This is a genomic window from Paenibacillus sp. MER 180 (assembly GCF_023713665.1).
Lineage (GTDB): Bacteria > Bacillota > Bacilli > Paenibacillales > Paenibacillaceae > Paenibacillus_B > Paenibacillus_B suaedae.
Map to the genome: position 1 here is coordinate 198631 of NZ_JAMAVT010000008.1, position 22868 is coordinate 221498.

A 22868-nucleotide genomic window follows, 5' to 3' on the forward strand; every position below is an offset into this window, starting at 1 on the left:
TTATCGCACCAGCCTTCCCGTTTGCTGCTCTATCCGTCTCTTCAATACATCCGGAAGCTCCACCTTTGGCGCATTCGGATGGAGAAGCCAGGTCGCGGCATAATGCGTGTCGCTTACTCTGTACATCGGCGGTTCTTCTTCAAAGTCAATATGCATCGCATATCGGTTGCGTGGAGCAAAGGCATCTCCTTTCGGCGGATAGAGCATGTTGGGTGGCGTCCCCGGTATAACAAGCAATTCGTCAGATGCACCCGTGTCCAGATCAGGCATGGATACGAGCAGGCTCCATGTATACGGATGCTTTGGATTGTAAAAAATCTCATCTACCGTTCCATGCTCCACAACTTTGCCAGCATACATCACGCCAACGCGATCCGCCACGTTAGCCACCACACCAAGATCGTGCGTGATGAATACAACGGACAATTGCCGTTCCTGCTGAATTTTCTTGATCAGATCGAGTATTTGCGCCTGAATTGTGACATCGAGCGCCGTTGTAGGCTCGTCGCATATCAGTATTTCTGGGTCGCATGCCAGGGCTATCGCAATGACGATACGCTGCCGCATTCCGCCAGAGAACTGAAACGGATATTGATGGAATCGCTTCTCCGCATTTGGAATGCCTACAGCCTCCATCAACTCCAGTGCTTTGGCTTTGGCCTCCGCTTTGCTTAGCTGCTGTGCACGGAGCGCCTCCATAATCTGTTTGCCGATCTTCATTACCGGATTGAGAGAAGAGAGCGGATCCTGAAAGATCATTGCAATTTTAGAACCACGAATTTCGGTAAACTGTTTCTCCGTATATTTCGTCACATCTTGTCCATGATATAGGATACTGCCGCGTTCAATGACGGCATTTTTCGATAATATCCCGACAATCGCCTTGTTCGTTACGGATTTCCCCGAGCCAGATTCACCGACGATAGCCAGCGTCTCGCCTTTGCGTAATTCAAAGTCAACCCCGCGCACGGCCTGCACCTTTCCCGCGAACGTTTTGAACGAGATATGCAGATCATTTACTTGAAGAATCATATCGTTCTGTGTCGTCATCCTAGCTCCCCCCGCTATTCGCTATTATTCTTGGCCTCTCAAAGTCGGATCGAATGCATCCCGCAAGCCATTGCCGAACATATTGAACGACAACATTAAGATCGAAATGATAATTGCAGGAAATAGCGTCAAGTGAGGATGATCGAGCAGCACCTTCTGACCTTCTGACAGCAAGCCGCCAATGGAAGGTTCGGGAGCAGCGATACCGAGTCCCAAATAGGAGAGAAATGCCTCTGTAAAAATAGCCCCTGGAATCGCGAGCGTCGCTTGTGTAATGATCGGACCGATTGCGTTAGGCATAATGTGCCGGAAAATCAATAGACGATCTCGCGCACCCATCGTGCGAGATGCCAATACATATTCCTGACCTTTATATTTATAAAACTGCGCCCGAATCATGCGGCTCATGCCAATCCAGCCCGTAATCACCATCGCTAATATTAGCGGAGTTATACCTGCACCCATGAGCATGACAAATAGAATTACGACGACTAAGCCAGGTATTCCACTCAAAATCTCAATAATCCGCTGCATAATCATATCGACCGCACCGCCATAATACCCGGAAATCGAACCATATGTAAGACCGATCAGCATATTGATGGTCACGGCCATAAAGCCGATAATCAACGAAATGCGGGTACCCTTCCATAATCGCGTCCATTGATCGCGCCCCAATGCATCAGTGCCCATCCAAAAATATTTATCTTTCGCCTCTTTTAACTGATAAATATCAACTTTCGCTTGCACCATTGGAATTTTGTTGCCGCGGTAGTCGACTTCATACTCTTTAAGCACTTTCACGATCGAGCCTTTATATTTTTCTTCCAAGCTCGCTTTTTTCACGTCCATCACTTTCGTTCCATCCCAAATCCCCAGCTTCTCCAGCACCGGGACGCGCGGGGGCAGCAAGCTCCATTCAAGATTCTGTTCCCGGTAAGTGTATGAACTGATCAACGGAGCAATGATCGCAAGCAGAATGATAATGCCAATCACGATCGCCGCGATGGTAGAAGCTTTATTCCTGCGGAATCGCAATAACGCATCTTGTAGAAATCCAATTGCCTTGCCTTCGAATTTCTCGTCCGCGATAGGCTTGTCCCGTTGAACGAATTCGAATGGGTTCCGTTCTATGTTGGGCTCTGTATTCTTGCTCGTCTTCATTACTTCTTCCCTCCCATTCGAATTCGCGGGTCAATAATTCCGTATGATAAATCTACAACCAGGATGCTGATTAAACCGATTAAGGAATAGAAGAACATGACGGCAATCGTAAGTGGATGATCCAATGAATTGATTGAGTTTACGGACAAGGAGCCGAGACCCGGCACGCCAAAAATGTTCTCGATTACGATCGCTCCCGACAATATGGAGAAAATCATCGGAACAAGAATATTGGTGAGCGGAATGAACGAATTGCGAATCGCGTGGCGCACGGTGGCCTGCATATGCGTTAGGCCCTTCATTCTTGCCAACAGCATATAATCCGAATTAATCGTTTCGCACAATTCGGCCCGCAAATACCGGGTAATGATCGCGATCTCACCAAATGATAACGCCAGCACCGGCATGATCATTGATTTTATTTTATCCCAAGTCATTCCTTGATCCGTTGATAGCAAGATCGGCAGCAGCTCCCACTTGTAAGCCACCATATATTGCAATAATGCCGCAAATACGAAGGAGGGCACCGAAATGAACAGCACGACCATCATGTTGATCCCATGATCAGTCATCGTATTCTTTTTTAATGCCGCTATAATTCCGCATATAATACCGATCGGGATCGTAAATATTAGAGCCATGACATTTAACTGGATCGTGATTGGAAGCTTATCCTTAATAATATTGAACACCGGAACCTTCGGCTGCACTTTAAGCGAATCCCCGAATTCAAATGTAAGGAAATCCCCTATGAAATATCCATATTGGACAATGAGCGGCTTGTCCAAATGATATTTGGCTTCGATCCGTTCTCGTACGTCCTTAGGCAGCATGGGATCGTCTACGATGCTGCCGGGCATGGAATGAATCAGGAAAAACAGCAGGCTAATGATAAGAAATAAAGTAATAGCCATGGCAATCAGTCTTTGCGATATGTATCGTAACATAAGCCTGGGACTCCTTTTCCGCAAGGTAGGAGACCTTGTGCTACCACAAGGTCTCCTTAGTTCTGGTATTAGTCCACAATGTCAGCTTGCAGGATGGCAAACTTGACTCCTGGGAAGTATTTTCCTTTTGTAGCCAAATGAATTCGATCTTGATAGATCACCGCATTATTGTTTTGGAAGATCGGAATTTGCGGCACGTAATCGGCCAGCATCTTCTCCATCTCCCCTAATGCCTTCAATCGCTCCTCCGGTTTCAACAGCAAATCCCCTATCGAAGTCCGCTCCTGCAATGCTTCGAATGCGTCGCTGTCAAAGCGATTAGAGCGATTCGGGAAGTCCTTCCTCCATACCTTCATGCTGCTCCACGGATTGAACGCATTTTGGGTCATGGAGCCAATGCCTAAATCAAACTTACCTTCTTTGTAAGCATCGTAAGCAGACATCGGCGGCATCGCTCTGAGCTTAATGGTGAGCTTATCCTTGCCGAACAGGTTCTCGTATATTTCTTGCGTAACTTCGGCTGTGCGCTTCATCGTTTCCTGAGAATCGAAGTATGTGATTTCGACCGTGATTTTTTTGTTGCCGTTCGCTTTATACGCCTTTTCGAAAAATTCCTTCGCTTTATCCGGCTCATAGCCCGACCCTGGAGGTACGGCTAACTTCGCTTCCTCGCTGTCGCGATAGCGCTTGCCCTCTGTATAGTCCCCAACCATACATATCGAGGAGACATAATATGGTGCCGATTTATACGTTTTAAATATGCCCTTAGTAATTTTATCGCGATCGATTCCATAGTACAGCGCTTTGCGGAAATCGTTATTTTTCAAAATTGGGTTGCTGTCCGATGTAGAGTTCACAAAGAAGCCCCATACTCCTTCAGCTTCTGTATAGACGACTCGCGGATCCTCGCCGTATTTGTCGAATTGGTCGCCGCTAATCGTAACCGAATCGATTTCGCCTTTTTCCCACAATTGAACGCGGGTCGAGACTTCCGATACAACGCGTGTTTCGATGCGGTCTGGCTTGTAGACAGTCGCCAATGGCGAATCTGGGTTCTTTTCAAACGTATGATGCTGGTCGCGAACCCACTCCGTCAAGCGATACGTCCCAGAAGAAGGAACCTGCTCCAGCGTCGTTCCATATGTCGTCCCGCTGTGATCAGGCTTCATGCCGCCCTCGTACAATTTCTCGTGAACGGGGGATGTCGATCCACCGCCCGCAAAGAGGGTTAAGATATCGATGTCCGGCATTTCGGATTCCAATGTGATTTCCAGCGTGGTATCGTCTTTGGCCTTAATTCCAACATCTTCCCACTTTGCCTCGCCCTTAAAGTACTTGTTAGCGCTTACAACAGGTATATTGTTAAACAATACGAAAGCGTTCCTATTGGCTAGCTTCGGATCGAGCAGCATTTTATAGGAGTATTCATAAGTTTTCGCAGTAATCGGCGTGCCGTCTGTCCACTTCATTCCTTCTTTTAACTTGAACGTCCATACTTTATGATCCGTTGTCGTTGGCAGATCAACCGCATGATTGCCAACAAATTTAATATTGTCAATTGCTTCGTCATAGATAAGCTCCAATAAATTTCCGTAAATATACTCCATCATATCCGAGTTAGTGGCATTTTCGGATGTATGCTGGTTGAACGTATCCGCACCCAAAGTTGCAATCCGCAAGACTTTCGGCTTATCGCTTGCAGTCTCCTTCTGTTCGCTTGCAGCCTTCCCATCATTCTCTTTGTTCCCTTGTCCCTCTTGTCCGGCATTCCCACTCCCGCTCGTGCAACCCGCGAACGTAAGCATCATCATGATAGCCAAAACAACCAAGAACGGTTTTTTTGGCAGCTTCATACAATCCCCTCCTGATTTTCTCATTTTTTTCATTCATTATGTAAAATATGTGGGTAACAAAGGAAATAGAATGTTGGGTCGATTATGCCAACAAAATTGACACCTTGTGAAATAATGTGCCTTTGGATTGGATGGATGCGTTCACATTGTTGTAGGTTTGATACTAGACTGAGAGCCGATTCATTGAGGAAGATCATTACTTGTCGGTTGCTATAAATGCGTATATACCACGAATCGACAACGATCAAATGCATACTTGTGAGGTAAATTATGGTATAGTTTTTTTATAAATCTATCAAACTAAATACCCATAGTCAACAGTTAAATCACAGAATATTCCTTAGAATACTCAAGGAAATGCAGAAATAGGAGGATAAATGATGGATTATGCCGAATCATTCCTAGTCGTCAGATCAAAATATCTTCTTACTCGTCACATCAGAATCCTCCCATACAGCTAGACATCGAACGAGTTTACTGAGAAAGGAGTTTCGGCATGAAACGATTGCTGCTTGTTGTAACCCTCTTATTTACAGCTGGTTATTCCATCTTAAACGGTCATAATTCCCTGCTTATAAACATATCGAATTCCTTCTTCATCATCGGTCTTATCTACTTATTGGTCGCCTTGCTTGCTTACGTGAGGAACATCGGCTTCTTTAAATCATTGAGCTATCATCTCCATCGCAAGGAGAAGGAAAAAGAACAGGCACTTCATTACGATTCCAGTAACATTTCGTCGTCTGAGCAGCCCAGAAAGAGAATGACCCTGCATCAATATGCTGAATTGATTCGCACAAACCAATGGTCCAACAAAATATTATATTTGTACTCGATTCCGCTGCTGTTGTGCTCCTGTATACTGGCGGTACTCGCAGCATAACAACCCCATTCCATAACAGAACGGGGATTAATCAGACGCTATTCAATGTTTAAAACGTTCATTTCCATGTAATCACACAGTAATAACCCGTCCAGCAAGGACGGGTCTAATCTTTCATCTCTTTTTGACTAATTGGACAAGGTCTGCTGTTGTACATGTTCCTGCTCGCTTGACTCTGAATCTGTATAGCTTAATTGACGCAATGCTGGCCGCGTCATGGCACCAAATACAATGACTAACAAAAATATCCCAAAAATACGCACAACAAACTGGATACCTATCCCAGCATGCAGCAAATAAGCAACGAATGCGTAAGAAAGCGGTGTTAATCCGGTTACAATCGATATGAAAATACTCATTACTTTCCCTATCATATGATGGGGAGTACTTGAATGAATGTAAGTGAACAATGGGATATTCATAACCTGAATCAATACTCCAATCGAAAACAGCACAAGCATAGAAACGACTAAATGATGCACATATCCGAGAGACGTATAAGCAATAACGATCAGAAACAACGAGCATAAAATAACGATTCCCGGTCTTGCGAAAGACTTTCGCAGTGATACAATAACGGATCCCAATATAAATCCAACTCCCAGTGAGACCTCTAATATGGCTAACACAACTGCGTTACCCTTGAAAATATCCTTAGCCAAAATCGGAAGCATTACCCCCATTGGACCAGTCACAAAAAAATTCATAATAAATCCAATTGCCATTAACGTGGGCAATGCGCGATGCGTTCGAATATATTCGAAGGAGGAAGTCAATTCCCTCCACTTTGATTTCCTTGGTGTACTGGAATCATGCGATTGAATCCGAATAAAGGATATAAGCGTAGTCGAAATAATGATAGAAATAAGACTAAATAGAAAGACACCGGAAAAGCCTATTGTGATAATAAACGTGCTGCTGATTAAGGGACCTATGATTAAACTGTACTGATTAGCCATACGAAGCAGCGCGTTGCCTCTTTGGTAAGCCTTTTTATCAATGATAGACGTTATAACAGAGTCATACGCCGGGCCAGCAAATGCATCCAGGACACCGAACAAGAAGGAGACGATGATAAGGAATAACGGGGTGATCATATCCAGCCAGTACATCGTCAGCAATACCCCAATCGAGAGCACCTTCATCCATTGCGATGAGAGGATAATGATCTTTCGATTGACGCGATCTGCGATTACTCCGCCGTATATCATGAACAGCAGTCTCGCACCGGAAGAGGAGAAAAGGATTAAACCCAAATAACTGCGCGAGTCAAATAAGGTCACTGTCAGCCATTCGACAGCAACAATGTAAATATAATACCCAGGACTAACTAGAATTGCGGCGGTCAGCAGCAGCATGTAGTTCCTGTTGCTACGGAGATTAGTTGTTGTATTCATAGGCAGGCTCATTCATTCTGGATTCTTCAAGCAAGATCAACTGAATCAATTCTTCAGGTTGCGGAAGAGCGGCATCTGAACCGGTATAGGTACCGCTTGAAGCCTTATAGCCCTCTGCCTGTACATTAACGAACAAATGTCCATCCTTCTTGAGGATTTCCACGTTCCGCTGCACGCTCGGCTGATTCCACATGGTGTTATTCATATTCGGGGCAATGTATATCGAGTTCGTATAGTTCAACACGCAGCAGCTTAACAGATCGTCTGCCATCCCGTGCGCCATCTTGGCCAAGAAGTCCGCAGATGCGGGAAGTATGAGGAATATGTCGGCATCCTGAACAGCGTTGACATGCGGAGCTTTGAGATTTGTCGTAAATAAGTCATCATAGACATGGTCGCACAAATTGGCTAGTGCAAGCGTAGACACGAACTGCTTGGCATTATCGGTAACCACAATATCCAATTGACACTGAAATCGGCCTTTAAGCGCGAAAATATAGTTATGTACGTTCAAGGCGCCAATTGTACCTGTTATCCCTATTAAGATTTTGTTATACGCTCGGCTCATAAGCATAATCCTCATTTACTAGTGTAATGTACTTCTTAATACTCTTCTTGACTGGAGGACACGGTGTTGCGCCAGTCTCAATTCGTTCGAGCGGGCATGCATTACCCTGGCATGATGGTCTGAAGAAGCATTTGGTGCAAGAAGCATCCTCATTGACTCCGCCTGTAACCCACAAGCTCCATTTCTCTTGATCAATGACCATATCCCCATTTTCAAGAATATCGCCTACATGATTCATTGGATTATTGAATGCAACTGTGCATTTGTAGATCATCCCGTCAGACCCGATTACACATGAGGATGGACTGGAGGCATAGCATTCAGAACCTCCTGGACGCAAGTATTGCTTGTAGAAATCGAAATTAAATCCTTTTTCTTTCGCTTTCTTATAGAACGGAAACAGCATTTTCGTATCGCATAAATGGATGTCAGCTGTCTGTTCCCCTTTCAAATTCTGTATCGGCACGAAATGCAGCATGAAACGGGGATCGTCAACAAATGCACTGCTGACTAACGAAATATAGTTATCCATCACAGTCGACACTTCTTGATTGATATTGGAACGCAGTACAACATTGAATGGTTTATCGCTTTGCTTCATCTTCAATAAATTCGAGAAGATCGTATCAAATGTCTTCTCTCCGAATCGGCCAACTCGATAGCTGTCATGCGTTTCCGCAGTCCCATCCAATGTGATTTGAAAGCTTCTCACATTCATCTCTAGCAGTTCCTCGAAAGTCTCACTATTAAGCAAATAGCCATTTGTTGTGATATTGGCGTGATATTGCACGTTGTATTTGGCGCAAATCTCTTTGATTGGAGCAGACATGCGCTTAATGACATCGAATGATTTGAGCGGCTCCCCGCCAAACCAGCTAATGAGCAGCCGGCTATAATTTTTAACGTTCCTCTCCAAAAAATTCAATATTCCTTGCTGCACTGATTCCTTCATTTCGGACTTCAGAAAGTCTTCATAACAGTATGTACAACGGAAGTTGCAATCCTCATTTGGCAGTATAATCAATTGAAGCATACGGTTCTCAGCTAACATATTGTACTTTTGCGCAGTTGCCAGCTGAAATTCATTCACTCGATTCTTAACTAAAAAACCTTTGTTTTGTAAATGTTGAATTAACCCACTGCGGATCTCATCTTGCGACTCTACAGCCTCAAGCTCCCTGACTTTCAACAGCTCTTCTACGATCTCTGCCTCTTCACCAGTGAACCTACTTATTTTCCCGGTATATGAATTATATAGTCGCAAATATTCGCCGTCTGCGACACGTACATTGAAACGAGATGCCTTGAGCGTGCTGCTGTCCTGGATCGTTATTTCTCCTCTTAATACCAATTGAATCCCTCCGCAGCTATTTAAAATACCTACCAAATTGAGAAATAAGTACTCGCTCATCATTGCTGTTGCTGTTGCTATATGGATAACTGTCCTGCTCATTAGTGCAAGCGATTCAGTAGGATATCCTCGGTTCAAATAAATGTAAACGATTACAAAATAGGCTGGAGCCTATTTTGTAATCGTTTGGGATGAGTGCTTAACAGAAAATGTTGATTGTCTTGGATCCGCCTTCTTCGCCTTCTTTTTCAACTGAAAATGCCATTTGATTCACCTCCATAATTTGGTTTGTTTGCCACTTGCAAGTTCAGGATAATTCCATTTTATACTAATGTCAACTCTTTTATTGAAATTATTTTTGGTATAATATATAACAAGAAAAGGTTAATTCCATGTATAACAACATTCTAGTTATTACCCTCTAATCTCTAATTACACAAGTTATTTCCACACTGGTTTTAAGATGATTCACTCCCTTATTGCGAACATTCGATATCACTCTCCCCAACGTATATGTTATCTGTTACTTGTAATCATGACTCTTCCTCTCGTTTCTTAAGGCAAATATTCATATCTTACGTCAACCCAAGCATTTTCGTTTGTGGCAAGACCTAACGTTGCAGCAACGCCTGGCGACAAATCGATCCCGGCAGGATTGAGCACCTTGCGACCCTGTGCATCCTTGCCATTGTTCCAATTGTTATAATAGGCAGCTGTTGAAGCAGGAGTACCCAATGCTAATCCAGAGCCGAATCGTCTAGGATTGCTTCCGTTGGCAGTATCCCAGTAATTATCATCGACATTCCAAGGACCAACATCCTTCACTTCTACACCAAGGGCAGACTTAACCGTATTTGGATTATAAACATTGACTACATACTTCGGATTGCCATACGTCCCTCGCAATTGGACTGGGATATTACTAATCCAGCCTTTATTCGCAAATTTAATATATTTATCAGGCAGTGCGACCTCATAGGAGCCGCTTATATCTGGATCATATTGAGTTGCAAAAATTCCAGAGATTCGCGGTACGTCAGCATTTGCACCGTATTTTGTCTTCAACCATGTATTTCTATATTCTTTCTCGTCTGCCCACCACTTCGTCACCCATTCTTCGAAGGCAATGTGCTTATCTTGGAGCAGACTCTGTAAGGCAGCATTCCGTACTTGAAATAAGGTGTCTGCCTTCGCGTTATAGCTGTCCACCGTTAGCGACTGCGCCTGCAGCTGCAGTGCTCTGGCTGAATCACGTTCTTTGAGCCCCATATCCTTTAGTTGTGTCATTTGCTGATCGGACAATCCCAGAGCCGACTGAAGTGAGGCTACATCCGCCTTCAGCTTGTCGTCCTTGGTCCAAAATAAATAATTCAATACTTCCTTGCTGTCCAGCAGTGGGTTCGATTGTTCATCAATTGCATTTCCATAAGCAGATCCCGTCGAAGCAAAGAGAGACAAAATGAGAGTAAAAAGCAACATGATGGTCATATTCCTTTTTAACATAAGCTTCGCCTCCATATTTCATGGCATGTAATCCGTGCTTATTCATTACTCGCAAAACGATACCGGCTTACGACAAATATGCCAGAAGGACCTTCTTTACTCGGTTGGATGAGCTCTAGCTGAATGCTTCTCCCGTCTTTGAGTGTGTATTGGACAACTTTCTTGGCTTTCTCATCTACAATAAGCTTCACATCAATGTCTTCATTAACAACGAGGCCTTCTTGTGTATTGAGATACTCTCTTGATACTTGCTGCCAGTCTGTTAGTCCAGGCTTATGGCCTTCATCCACCTGTTTTTGCAAATTATCTGCTTCTTGCTGCGAGAAATTAGTGCTAACCCAACCCTCACCCTTTGAAGGTGAACCTGAACAACCAATCAATACAAACACTACAACTAAAAGTATGGCGCTAACGGAAAAGAAACTTGTCTTTACTCTCATATACGCGTCTCCTTCTCATCATTCGTATTTGTTGCCACGCTGACATGTTATTGACGCGCAAGTCTTGACCAATGTTTCTCGCATCACATCAAAGGCATCCCCCGCTTCTCTGATTGTTAGGGCTTGTCCCTCTTGTTGCCATCCAACTGATGTATATCTATTACTACGTAATAGACCAATCAAACTTGACACAAATGTGAAAATATAAAAGCAGATTAAGCTCATTGAGACGAAAGACTAGATTGTAACCATATGGAGTAGAAGAAATGATAATCGGTAACCGAGGGGGTATGCTGGGAGTTATTGTAGCGTTCACACAAATACGAACACCTTATCGGGAAGCCGTGAGGCGGGGTATCCCATTGACATCCTCACGTGCCTCCCTGCACAAGCGTATCCTTGTGCATGCCTGAGGTGCTTCCAACTACATCAATTGCTTATGCAAGCTCACGAGTGCTCGCAGACAGATTCAAGAAATAGATCAACGTCTTCTGAACTCGTTGAATCACTTGCTCCTGAACAGGCTGCCCTTCTGCTGTGAATTGTCTTGCATCACCGCCGATGGAAATCCATTCTGGACAGTTAATTCCGTGCACATTGCGAACGATTGTCTGTAAATGCGTCAACGAACTGATACCAACCGCACCACCAGCAGAGCTGACCGACAAAACGACCTTATTGTTGAAATAGTCAAAGCTCAAATAATCGAGCGCGTTCTTCAATACGCCGGATATACTCCCGTGATACTCAGGTGTAGCCAACACAATGGCATCCGCTGCGAGAACCGACTCTCTTAACAGCTTCACATTCGTATGCTGTTCTGCATCGTCTGGGCTGTAAAGAGGAAGCTGCAGTTCATTGAGGTCAATGACTTGAGCCTCATGGCCTTTCTCCTGAATACTTGCTGCTAGATAACGAACGAGCTTCGTGCTTGTTGCTTCTTTACGATTGCTGCCTGAAATACATACGATACGCATGATCGCACTCCCCTTCCATCATCATTCGGCTGACAAGCGTCTATTACGTCTGTTAATCTCGAACGGGGATGATATATCCGCTGCCATTCACGCAGCGTTTCTTCTCTAGCAAAGTCAAGCCCTCCCAAGTAACACCTGGGATCTCCCGCTCGAAATGTGCTTCTGCTTGCAGAAATGCTTGTTCTTCTGTATCTGCTGTCAGCACACATACGAACGTTCCTTGCGTCGAGGACGCTTCCAACCGATATATGTACATTTTTCCATCCCCTTCCCTATCGCACATCATACATAAAACCAGAATCATGCGTCAAGATGTCACAACAATTGATAACCTCTATCCCTCTCCGCCCATCTAGCAAATATACAAGAAAACCCGGCCAACCGCATGATGCGGCTTCGCCGGGCTTATCCAAAGCTGCGTGAACCAGCAGCGTCTTATTGACACAGACGCGAAGCCAATTCGTACAGCTCCATATTGAATTCCTTCTTCGTGTTCACAACGAGATCGATGTCTGTAGCGACCAGCTCACCCTTAATCATACCGCAAGCCTTGCCGGATTCGCCTTCCATCAGCTTGCGAACTGCAAAGTCGCCTAGACGGCTTGCCAAGATACGGTCGAACGCTGTTGGGGAACCACCGCGCTGAATATGACCGAGAACCGTAACGCGCGGCTCAACAGTTGGGCAGCGTTCAATGATGGCGTTCGCGACATCTTCACCGCGTCCAACACCTTCCGCTACGATAACGATGCTGTGACGCTTGCCGCATTCGAAGTTCTCACGCATACGACCTGCAACTTCATCGATGTTATGGTCAACTTCAGGTACAAGAATCGATTCCGCACCACTAGCAAGACCTGCATACAGCGCTATATCTCCACAATGGCGACCCATCACTTCTACGACGGAAGAACGCTCGTGGGAGCTCATCGTATCGCGAAGCTTGTTCACTGCGTCAACTACGATGCTGACAGCTGTGTCGAAGCCAATTGTATAATCTGTAAAGGAAATATCATTATCAATTGTTCCAGGCAGACCCATTGTCTTGATGCCAAGCTTGCTCAACTTGTTCGCACCTTGATAAGAACCGTCGCCACCGATAACAATCAAGCCATCGATGCCGTGCTTACGCAAAATGTCTGCACCCTTTTGCTGGCCTTCTGGAGTTCTGAACTCTTGGCAGCGAGCGGATTGCAGAATCGTTCCGCCACGTTGAATGATGTCACCTACACTGCGAATATCCATTGGGCGAATATCTTCATTCAATAACCCTTGATAACCGCGCTGAACTCCATAAACCTCAATTCCATTGAATATAGCTGCACGCACTACTGATCGGATTGCAGCGTTCATACCTTGTGAGTCTCCGCCGCTTGTCAATACGGCAATCTTTTTTACAGCAGTCATGATTCGTTTCCTCCCTCATAATCCTCAATACATATGTTTACGTATCCAGAGGCTGTTCAACCAGAAAAATAATCGCATAAGCGGACTATTCTTCATGAGGCGCTTGGATACTTGTTGAACCGCGGCCTGTTCCCTTACTTTCGGATCTGATAAATATAGAGCTAGCAGCCCTTCTATAATCATACGATGAAATCGTCCATCCGGCAGTGAGCTAACTCGCACCGTTGCAAGGTCTGCAAAGTGGCCAATCCGGTTCACGACCAAGCTCTGATCGTCGTAATAATTGCAGAAATTCAAGTCTCCGCCGGCACGATCTTCTTCTTGGTCAATTAAATAATCTAACATAATATGCAGTCCACATACATATGGAAAATATGCCTCTAGAATGCGGTCTGCATCTGCTTGCGTCAGACTCTCGTCCGCCGCAGCCAAAAATAACTGGAACACACCTAGTGTGGAGCCGGTCGCCGCAGCGAATTCATTCCAGCCCAGCTCCATATAAGCCGATTCATGCAGACTCCACCAATCCAGCAGCGCCTGCTCCCGGGAATCCGGGTGAATATGCTTGTACACCTGAAGGTCTGTATACAGTCCGACGAGACGAACAATATGCGGCTGTGCGATTCCATACGCCGGCAGTGAAGCAATACTATCTCTGCACGTCTGTACTAGATCACGCAAATAGCCTCCGTCCTCTTGATCATCACGGAGCGCATAATAGTCTTTGAGCGGTTCGTCCGGTTGGACCGCATCCAGCATAGCCTGATGGAGCAAGCGGAAATCATCCGCATCCATCGAGGTGCTTCGGTCGCACAGGTTGTCCAAATAGTCACTGATCGTCTGAAAAGCAACAATGAGCGGGATCAATATATGGCGTACATCTAATCTAGCCGCAGCGTATACCGCACCGCCCTCACAATGAAATTGCTTGCTAGCGATGCTCGCGAGCGCCTGCTTGCGCAGCTCCTCGTTCGGAATTCGTTCAGCCCGCGTCTGCCAGCTTGCCAACGATTGACGAACCCCCGGCAATATATACTTATATACGCGGTACATGAGTCCGAGCGGCTCTTTCGGAGCTCGCGTACGGCGTTGCCTCACCTGATTCAAGAAAATCCTCCGTCCTCTGTGTAGGTCAACTTCTACGAGATGATGTGATTCACATTTATTGCGTACCCATTTTAATCACACCTATTATATTACGAAGTGACTAATTGCACAAACGATTGCATGCGATAATCACTAGTGGTGATTTTTGGCATCTACGTCCTGATGAACCCGGTACCACAAATTCAAATCAATAATTTGCGAAGCAAGCTCTGCGATCTCGCTATTCAGCCGGCAGGAAGCCTCAAATTGCTCCTCCTCATTCAGCGCATTCTGCTTCAAAACAATCGTACGTTCCAGCTCTTTAATACGGTCGGGAATTCTGCCGCGAGTGTGTTCCCACTTGTCCATAATGAGCACTTGTTCGTCCCAGCTCATTCCATCCCAAGAATCCTCAACTATGGGCACTTCAATACCAAGCCGTTCATCGAATTCGAACCAATCATTCACCATGCTGCCGTACCTCCGGTAAATTAGGATGCATCATTAATGCTGTTAATGTACCATGCCGCTTGCGAGGATGTAAATGACGAAACCGCCCCAATCCACAGGAAGCATGCTATACTAGGGATTATTCCATTTTTACTTGCTGAGTTGACAACTCCGATTTATACACATTCAATTACTTCATGGAGGGAACACACATGGCGTATCCGGCACCCCGGAACACAGAAGCGCATTGGCTGCGCGCCTTTACATTTATGATTTTTATGACCTCTTCGGTCGTTGTATCGTATTTGCCGCTCTACTACAAATCATTGCAGTTTACAAGTGTCCAGATCGGGCTTCTCTATTCCATTGGACCGCTCATCTCTATCATTTCCAACCTATTCTGGGGCGTAACCAGCGATAAACTCGGTACGTTGAAAAAAGTGCTCATCACGTTGTTGGTCGCACAAATCGTATTATCTGTGGCACTTGCTCAAGTATCCTCGTACGGGTTGGTTGCTCTGCTTCTCGTTTGCTTTTATTTCTTTTACTTTCCGATATATCCACTGAACGACAGCTTCGCGATTATGACTGCACAGGCTCAAGGCAAGAGCTTCATCGGCATTCGTGTTTTTGGCTCGATCGGTTTCGCTGTATCTGCGCTTGTATTCGGATTCATATTACGTTCGGTAGGTGCCTCGTACAGCATATGGGTCATTGTTCTGCTTGGCATACTGTCGCTGGGGCTTGCCTTCCCCCTTACCGATAAGCGCGCCACGATGAAGAAGATGGAGCTGTCTGGATTGTGGGTTGTCCTGCGGCAGCGAGAAGTACTGCTGTTCTTCTTGTTCGTGCTGCTGCTTGCCATTGGACATCGTCTGAATGAAGCCTTCCTCGGATTATCATTGTCCCAGATTGGGGCAGATGAATCTTTGGTTGGATGGGCTTGGATGCTCTCAGCGCTTAGTGAAATCCCGATCTTCTTCTTATTGAATGCCTATGGGGAGAAATTCAAGGAACTGCCGCTATTAGCATTCTCCGGGTTAACCTATACCATTCGGCTTCTGCTTATTGCAGTGCTGCAAGATCCAACATGGATTGTATCTACGCAACTGCTGCACAGCGTGTCATTCGGGATCTTTTATTTCGTTGCCGTTCGCTATATAAGCCGTGTCATTCCTGACGAATATCGTTCAACAGGGCTTGCACTGTATACGATCGTCTGGTCCAGCATCGCAGGGCTCATAAGCGGAACTTTCGGTGGAATCTTAATGCAATCCTTCGGCAAGGATGTGCTATATGAGGTTGCAGCAGGCTTCTCATTCATAGCCTGCCTCGGCTTCATAACAATGTCCATTATTGCCAGTCGTAGTGAAACAGCGACAATTCGAGCGTCCAGCAGACAGAGCTAATTGCATTTTTTCAACTGTACCGTATAATAGTAGTAGGTCTTAATACAAGGTCTTAAAGCAATCATACTACTCGTTCGGTGGAGGGTCACCAATATGACAACAACGTATGAAACAATAAAGGAAGTCATTCATGGGCGCCGCAGCGTTCGTCGCTACGATGAACGTCCCGTGTCTGTCGACGACATTAAAGAGCTTGTGGATTGTGCGCGTTACGCGCCAAGCGACACAAACTCCCAAACATGGGAGTTCATCGCCGTTGTGAATCGTTCGATGATCAAGCAAATCGAGCAGCTTACATGGGATGCACTGCATGCCAAGGCTCAAATAGCGGAAGAGCAAGGATTAAACAAGGAAGCGAGAATGCTGCTCAAGTCCTTCGGGCCCTATGCAACAGCCTTCTCAGACGCACCAGCACTCATTGTATGCTTAGCGACGCCTTACACTTCGAAATTCCGTGAGCGCATCTTCGATCCGATTCAATTGGTGCCGACTGCGGTATGGGATGAAGAGGGCGTTAAGAGCAGCTGCTTGGCCATTCAAAATCTGATGCTAGCCGCTCATGCGCAGGGCTTGGCTACCTGTCCAATGACTGGCCCTGTCCTACTGGCTGCTGAAGCAATCAAGTCACTGCTTGACATTCCAGAAGACCGCCAGGTCAACATGGTGCTTGCACTCGGCTATCCGCTGGAATCACCGGCCAAGCTCCCACGCAAGCCGGTCGAAGAGATACTGCGCATCATTGAATAACAGGGCATGTCCACGTACCAATAGCACATGAAGCCCCTTAGCTCCCCACAATAACTGTGGCGGAGCAAGGGGCTTCTCTTTTGGGAGATTCGTATTATTCCTACTATAAAGATCTGATATTACTGCCGGATCTATGTTCCATTCACTTCTGTAGCATCAAATACACGATGATCACCCATCTGTTTCCCCGCATGAAGGAGACGGAACTGGACAGGCGTCATTCCCTCTTGCTGCTTGAATCGATGAATGAAATAACTCGTGTGCATGAAGCCAACCTCCAGTCCCACCTGCTGGACAGACAGCCTCGGGTAAGCGAGCAGAAGCTGCTTCGACTTACGAATCCGCAGACGTATCACATATTGAAGCGGCCGCATATCAAGTGTTCTTCGAAACAGCTTGCATACATACTGCGGAGTAACACCTATCTGGTCGGCCATCTGCTGAAGTGTAAGCTCCTGATGAACATGTTCTTGAATCCACTCCAACAACGGCGTTAACGGATCATTATCCACGTGCCGCCCTTCCCTGACAAGAGTCTCCCATCCGGATTGAGTCCACGCCATAATCAGCTCATAGGCAAGTCCTGACAGCATTGTGCCGTGTCCTTCATTGAACGAGGATCGGTTCAATAGAGCAATCGCCCTCTTGATTGGCTCTAGCGTGAGCTCAGGGTTCATTGGAGTAATCCTTGTCGATTGATACAATTGAGTCGCAGTCAGCAGCTCCTGCGATAAGCTTCCTTGAAATCCAAACCAATAGATTCCCCATGGCTCCTCAATTGGCCTATATTCATGCGGTATATGAGGATATAAGATAACACCCTGCCCAGTCTCTACAACGATAGGCTCGCTCATCCCCTTCCACCAGAACTCGCCGCGGCCGGACGTGCATTGCAGCCACTGGTAATCAGGATATCCGCTCAGTCGTACAATTTCCTGTTGGCTTACCCAGCTTCCTACCGTGGTTACAACGAGTGGCAACGACCGCTCACGCTCGCTGATCATTGGAAAATGAAAATGCTGCATTGACTTCACCTGTTTCGAGTTTCATATATTGTTATTTCAAATAAAATCGTTAGATTGATTGCGCGTCTTTTTTCATTTTATCATATATACAATCAACAGCCTTTTACATTCATATCGTGATATTGAGTCAATAGCATTTGAAGGGAAGATGAGAATGTCAGTAGAACGAATGAACCTGGTAAATCCGCACAATGAACAAGCTGCATTAACACTGAATGAATTATTGCAGTCACCTACTGTATTGCATCAACAACGCCTCCATGACCGTGCCTACTTCATTCCTTGTGCAAGCGCCTCCGAAGCACTAACGTACGAGCGCGGTGCATCGACCTATTTTCAGCAGCTGAGCGGCACCTGGAAATTCAGCTACGCAGCGAGTCCCGAGCAAGCGCCGGCAGCGTGCTGGATGCCCCAGTACAATGATTCCGATTGGGACGAGATTCCGGTACCTTCAAATTGGCAAATGCACGGTTACGGAAAACCAGAATATACGAATATCCTCTATCCGTTCCCAGTTGAACCTCCCTTTGTTCCCCATGAGAATCCTACTGGAACGTACCGCAGGACATTCTGGATTGAACCAAGCTGGATGGAGCAACGAGTCGTCCTTCGATTCGAAGGTGTGGACAGTGCATTTCGAGTATGGGTGAACGGGCACTATATTGGCTACAGTCAAGGAAGCCGCATTCCTGCTGAATTCGACATCCGTCCCACGCTGCAGCAAGGTTTGAATCAAATTACCGTTCAGGTATACCAATGGTGCGACGGCTCCTATCTGGAAGATCAGGATATGTGGTGGTTAAGCGGTATTTTCCGCGATGTGTATTTGCTAGCCTTCCCGACGGAGCATATGTGGGACTTTACGGTTCGCACACACCTGCTCGACAATGGTGAGCGTGCTCAACTGGACGTTGATGTCGAGCTCTGCATCAGCGAGGAGGCTGCGCAGTCACATACATTTGCATGGACATTATTGAATGCTGCCCGCCAGCCAATTTCGCCGACTAACACGATCTTGGTAAGTGATCAATGCCAGCAATCAGACCCGTTCATCCGGGTAAGCACTACCGTGGAAGCCCCTACACTATGGTCAGCGGAGACCCCTTATTTGTATCATCTTGTTCTGGAACTTCGAGACAAGGACCAAGAGGTCATTCAAGTAATCTCGCAGCGAATCGGATTCAGAGAAGTGAAGCTTACCGGTAAGAATCTTCTCGTAAACGGGAAGGCCATCATGTTCAAGGGCGTCAATCGGCATGAATTCCATCCGGATCATGGACGTGCGGTTCCCTATGCCACAATGGTCGAAGATGTGCGCTTAATGAAGCAGTTCAACTTGAATGCTGTGCGGACCTCACACTACCCGAATGATCCGCGCTTCTACGCCTTATGTGATGAGGCAGGGCTATACGTAATCGACGAAGCGGACTTAGAAACACATGGATTTCAAGCTGCTGGGTGTTGGTCACTGCTCAGTGAGGATGAGACGTGGAAACAGGCCTATGTGGAGCGAATGCAGCGGATGGTAATCCGTGACAAAAATGCGCCGAGCGTCATCATGTGGTCGCTTGGCAATGAATCCGGCTGTGGGCCCAATCATGCAGCCATGGCTGAGTGGGCACAGCAATATGATCCGACTCGCCCCGTTCATTACGAAGGCGATTGGAGCAACATGCTTGAACTCGGCATCCGCTCAACGATGTACCCAACACTCGAAGCCATTGAGAAGGTTGTCCAGTCTGATGACGATCGTCCGTATATTTTATGTGAATTCGCGCATGCAATGGGCAACGGCCCGGGAGCGCTTAAGGACTACGTGGAAATGTTCTATCGCTACCCGAAGCTGCAAGGTGCGTTCGTCTGGGATTGGGTCGATCAAGGCATTCGGCGTGAGCGAGAGGATGGCCGCCAAGAAATGGCGTATGGCGGTGACTTCGGCGAGCTTATTCATGACGGAAACTTCTGCTTGAATGGACTCATCGACGGAGACCGTAAGCCGTGGCCCGCTCTGCATGAATACAAAAAAGCGATCGAGCCTGTCAAAGTCTATGCCAGCAGTGAACCAGGAGAATATATCATCGAGAACCGGTACGACTTCCTTCCATTATCATGCTTGCGCGGTCACTATTCCATCATTGCCGATGGTGAACTAATTGCCGAAGGGACATTCGAGGTGCCCGAAGTACCTCCACGTGAGCGCGCTGCATGGCGGTGGGATGCGCGGACAGCGATTCGAGCCGCGTTCGGCCATACGATATCTGAACCGGCATTTCAGCATATGTGGCTTCGGTTCTCCTTCCGTTCGGGTAGCGGCACTTATGGCACAATCCCCTGGCTTCCTGTGGGTCATGAAGTGGCATGGGCTCAATTTGAGCTTGAGCCTTCGCAGGTTCTTAAGCTACAGCATACCGATTGCATACAGGAGACAGCAGCTTCCTCTACCATATCATCGTCTAAGAGCAGCCTGACATCCGGCTTCGGTATTAATACTGCCCCTGCAGGCATGATGTCGCTGAAGCCCATTTCGATCCATGACCAAGGAGCTAGCCTCATCCTTACAGGCAGCAGCTTTATAATGGAGATCAATCGGTCAGACGGAAGCCTTCTCTCTTGGCGTTTCCATAACACAGATTTGCTAACTGGCAGTCCCCGCCTTCAATTATGGCGTGCCGTTATCGATAATGATCGCTATCTAGTGACGGATTGGCGGAATGCTCGACTACATCAATTGAAGAAACGGATAAAACAGGTGACCATCGATTCATCACGCGCAGCAGAGGGGATGATTACCGTAACGACCTGCTTCCGGTTAGGAGCACCCGCCTTTATGTGGGGATTGGCCTGTGAGCAGATCATGACCATACAAGGAAATGGGATCATACAGCTGCACATTGACGTACGGCCTGAAGGATGCCATCCAGAGGTTCTCCCTCGTTTTGGCTACGAGCTTGGCATCCCTGCCGGCTTGAATTCCTGCAGCTGGTATGGACGCGGTCCAGGCGAAAGCTATGTCGACAGCAAGGAAGCAGCTGCAATTGGCTGGTACGAAGCGAAGGTCGATGATCTTATGGTGGCATACGAGAAGCCGCAGGAGAATGGCAATCGTACAGATACAAGATGGGTATCTTTTGTGAACGCTCAAGGCACGGGACTATTCTTTACAAGCAGTTCTGGAGTGGACACCTTTGACTTTAGCGCCCATCGCTACTCGGTCATGGACTTGGAGAATGCCGCCCATCATGCTGATCTAGTGCCTCGAAGCGATATTGTTCTCCATCTGGACAAAGCACAGAATGGTCTTGGTAGCAACAGCTGCGGCCCGAGAGCGCTCCCTGAGCATGAATTGAAGTGCAAGGACATGTCATTCAGCCAACAAGTGATCCCATTCAACTGTGAGACACTGTCTCCGAGGCAACTTGCGCGGCTCGTGAACAGCGGTATTCTATCTTAATCAAATCCAAGACTCTCGGATCGAGCAAATATCTTTAAGAACAAGCCTGATGAACAAACAGGGCACAGAATAACAAAATAATGGGTTCAGGCTACTGCGATCAAATGAGAACATAAAAAAGCAGCCATGCTCAACATGAACATGGCTGCTTGGCGTTGCTAGTGCACTATTTATAAATGACAGCCCTTAACGGGACAATTCATTATAATTTAATGACATTAGCTGCTTGCGCACCGCGATTGCCTTCAGTAATATCGAACTCTACTTCTTGGCCTTCGTCAAGTGTTTTGAAACCGTCGCCTTGGATTGCGGAGAAATGAACGAATACGTCTTCGCCGTTTTCCACTTGGATAAATCCGTAGCCTTTTTCTGCGTTAAACCATTTTACAGTACCTTTCAAAGTCAAAACCTCCTCACTTCTTCGCCCTGACAGGCGAATAGTAATATTATACTTAAGCAAAAAGTCAAACGCAACTTTTCCCACAAAAAAGATTTCTAAAAAAATTGCAAATAATGTGGTCTATATTGCGGCTTTCCAGTGAAATCAGATTTGATTTCATTTAATGGCTAAGGTATCATGATCGGTAAGACAAACTGCTTGGCAATACCGCTTACAACTTAGAGTGACAGTGCCCTGCACCAAGAAACGAGGGAACCAAATTATGATGAAGAAACATGTTATTTATAAAAAGGATAACTGGAATATGCTTACGGTTGAAGTACAGGGCCGTTATATCGTATTACGTGAAATATCCGAACAATGGGGAGAAGAATGCCATAACTTCTTGAGCCGTCCGGCCTTGATGCATTGGGCTGAACAACGCTTTCCTAAAGAAGATTACGTAGGCAAGGAAGAAGAATGGAACGAGATCATGGACAAATTCAAGCAAGTATAAAGGCAGGATGCTTATGAATTCATCAACGAACCTTATTTTTATTTTGCTTGCATTTTCACTTGGAGTGATCCTAGTCTGGAAGAGAGACACGCTGCCGGAGAAGCTGCGCAGGCCGTTGGCGATTACTGCATTATGCTTGATTACATTCGCCTTCTTCCTAATTGTCTACTCTTTCTTTGCGCTCGGCAGTTAGCTTCTTCAACGGAACAAGCACAGCCGTCCGCAACAAATAGTTTGGCGTTCTCTGGTCATACTACCCTACAG

General features: G+C 46.3%; 22 protein-coding genes. 6 read left to right on the forward strand and 16 right to left on the reverse strand.

What is annotated here, in order from left to right:
• The 4 genes from M3661_RS15205 to M3661_RS15220 all read right to left on the reverse strand — a co-directional run bounded on the left by M3661_RS15205 (position 1) and on the right by M3661_RS15220 (position 5014).
• The gene (locus tag M3661_RS15205; RefSeq protein ID WP_065293546.1) at positions 1–1050 is read right to left on the reverse strand and encodes an ABC transporter ATP-binding protein; all 1050 of its coding nucleotides are present in this window, start codon (positions 1048–1050) and stop codon (positions 1–3) included.
• Positions 1051–1074: 24 nt separating this feature from the next.
• Positions 1075–2214: an ABC transporter permease gene (locus M3661_RS15210; protein ID WP_065293545.1), complete on the reverse strand. Its 1140-nt coding sequence runs from the start codon at positions 2212–2214 to the stop codon at positions 1075–1077.
• Positions 2214–3161 carry an ABC transporter permease gene (locus M3661_RS15215; protein ID WP_065293544.1) on the reverse strand — a complete coding sequence of 316 codons (948 nt, stop codon included), beginning with the start codon at positions 3159–3161 and terminating at the stop codon, positions 2214–2216. The genes M3661_RS15210 and M3661_RS15215 overlap by 1 nt, the downstream gene beginning before the upstream one ends.
• Before the next feature lie 68 nt (positions 3162–3229).
• Positions 3230–5014 (reverse strand): peptide ABC transporter substrate-binding protein, encoded by a 1785-nt coding sequence (locus M3661_RS15220; RefSeq protein ID WP_065293543.1) that lies wholly within the window; start codon positions 5012–5014, stop codon positions 3230–3232.
• Between the two features lie 496 nt (positions 5015–5510).
• Here M3661_RS15220 and M3661_RS15225 point away from each other — a divergent pair, with 496 nt between their 5' ends.
• Positions 5511–5897 (forward strand): DUF3899 domain-containing protein, encoded by a 387-nt coding sequence (locus M3661_RS15225; protein WP_065293542.1) that lies wholly within the window; start codon positions 5511–5513, stop codon positions 5895–5897.
• 128 nt (positions 5898–6025) lie between these two features.
• On the opposite strand, the gene M3661_RS15230 is transcribed toward M3661_RS15225, so the two are convergent.
• From M3661_RS15230 to M3661_RS15275, 10 genes are all read right to left on the reverse strand, one after another.
• Positions 6026–7294, reverse strand: a complete 1269-nt coding sequence (locus tag M3661_RS15230) for an MFS transporter (protein WP_065293541.1) — start codon at positions 7292–7294, stop codon at positions 6026–6028.
• Entirely contained in the window at positions 7278–7862 is a 585-nt protein-coding gene (locus M3661_RS15235; protein ID WP_065293540.1) for a flavoprotein, read from the reverse strand. Before M3661_RS15235 ends, M3661_RS15230 begins: the two co-directional genes overlap by 17 nt.
• Entirely contained in the window at positions 7846–9213 is a 1368-nt protein-coding gene (locus tag M3661_RS15240; protein ID WP_065293539.1) for a radical SAM/SPASM domain-containing protein, read from the reverse strand. The genes M3661_RS15235 and M3661_RS15240 overlap by 17 nt, the downstream gene beginning before the upstream one ends.
• A 555-nt stretch (positions 9214–9768) precedes the next feature.
• On the reverse strand, positions 9769–10716 hold the full coding sequence (locus tag M3661_RS15245; protein WP_065293989.1) for a hypothetical protein: 948 nt from the start codon (positions 10714–10716) through the stop codon (positions 9769–9771).
• Between the two features lie 38 nt (positions 10717–10754).
• Positions 10755–11156 (reverse strand): hypothetical protein, encoded by a 402-nt coding sequence (locus M3661_RS15250; RefSeq protein ID WP_065293990.1) that lies wholly within the window; start codon positions 11154–11156, stop codon positions 10755–10757.
• A gap of 437 nt (positions 11157–11593) precedes the next feature.
• Complete coding sequence (locus tag M3661_RS15255; RefSeq protein WP_065293991.1) at positions 11594–12133, reverse strand: NADPH-dependent FMN reductase; 540 nt, start codon at positions 12131–12133, stop codon at positions 11594–11596.
• Positions 12134–12185: 52 nt separating this feature from the next.
• Positions 12186–12389, reverse strand: a complete 204-nt coding sequence (locus M3661_RS15260; protein ID WP_044354322.1) for a DUF3906 family protein — start codon at positions 12387–12389, stop codon at positions 12186–12188.
• 179 nt (positions 12390–12568) lie between these two features.
• Positions 12569–13540, reverse strand: coding sequence for a 6-phosphofructokinase (gene pfkA / locus M3661_RS15265; RefSeq protein WP_065293992.1), 972 nt, complete (start codon positions 13538–13540; stop codon positions 12569–12571).
• A 24-nt stretch (positions 13541–13564) separates the two neighbouring features.
• On the reverse strand, positions 13565–14647 hold the full coding sequence (locus M3661_RS15270; RefSeq protein ID WP_175400631.1) for a tetraprenyl-beta-curcumene synthase family protein: 1083 nt from the start codon (positions 14645–14647) through the stop codon (positions 13565–13567).
• A 132-nt stretch (positions 14648–14779) separates the two neighbouring features.
• Positions 14780–15097 (reverse strand): hypothetical protein, encoded by a 318-nt coding sequence (locus M3661_RS15275; RefSeq protein ID WP_021253244.1) that lies wholly within the window; start codon positions 15095–15097, stop codon positions 14780–14782.
• 191 nt (positions 15098–15288) lie between these two features.
• Here M3661_RS15275 and M3661_RS15280 point away from each other — a divergent pair, with 191 nt between their 5' ends.
• On the forward strand, positions 15289–16485 hold the full coding sequence (locus M3661_RS15280) for an MFS transporter (protein WP_065293993.1): 1197 nt from the start codon (positions 15289–15291) through the stop codon (positions 16483–16485).
• Positions 16486–16578: 93 nt separating this feature from the next.
• Positions 16579–17232 carry a nitroreductase family protein gene (locus M3661_RS15285; RefSeq protein WP_251486426.1) on the forward strand — a complete coding sequence of 218 codons (654 nt, stop codon included), beginning with the start codon at positions 16579–16581 and terminating at the stop codon, positions 17230–17232.
• A 131-nt stretch (positions 17233–17363) separates the two neighbouring features.
• Here the strand turns inward: M3661_RS15285 and M3661_RS15290 are convergent, their stop codons facing one another.
• Complete coding sequence (locus tag M3661_RS15290) at positions 17364–18257, reverse strand: helix-turn-helix transcriptional regulator (protein ID WP_065293995.1); 894 nt, start codon at positions 18255–18257, stop codon at positions 17364–17366.
• 154 nt (positions 18258–18411) lie between these two features.
• Between M3661_RS15290 and M3661_RS15295 the strand changes: the two genes are divergently transcribed.
• Positions 18412–21708: a glycoside hydrolase family 2 TIM barrel-domain containing protein gene (locus M3661_RS15295; RefSeq protein ID WP_251486429.1), complete on the forward strand. Its 3297-nt coding sequence runs from the start codon at positions 18412–18414 to the stop codon at positions 21706–21708.
• Positions 21709–21910: 202 nt separating this feature from the next.
• Here the strand turns inward: M3661_RS15295 and M3661_RS15300 are convergent, their stop codons facing one another.
• Positions 21911–22108 (reverse strand): cold shock domain-containing protein, encoded by a 198-nt coding sequence (locus tag M3661_RS15300; protein ID WP_005546053.1) that lies wholly within the window; start codon positions 22106–22108, stop codon positions 21911–21913.
• A 262-nt stretch (positions 22109–22370) separates the two neighbouring features.
• Between M3661_RS15300 and M3661_RS15305 the strand changes: the two genes are divergently transcribed.
• Together M3661_RS15305 and M3661_RS15310 are read left to right on the forward strand one after the other, a co-directional pair.
• Positions 22371–22604: a hypothetical protein gene (locus tag M3661_RS15305; protein ID WP_021253250.1), complete on the forward strand. Its 234-nt coding sequence runs from the start codon at positions 22371–22373 to the stop codon at positions 22602–22604.
• A gap of 13 nt (positions 22605–22617) precedes the next feature.
• Positions 22618–22797, forward strand: coding sequence for a hypothetical protein (locus M3661_RS15310; protein WP_021260126.1), 180 nt, complete (start codon positions 22618–22620; stop codon positions 22795–22797).
• Positions 22798–22868: the final 71 nt, after the last annotated feature.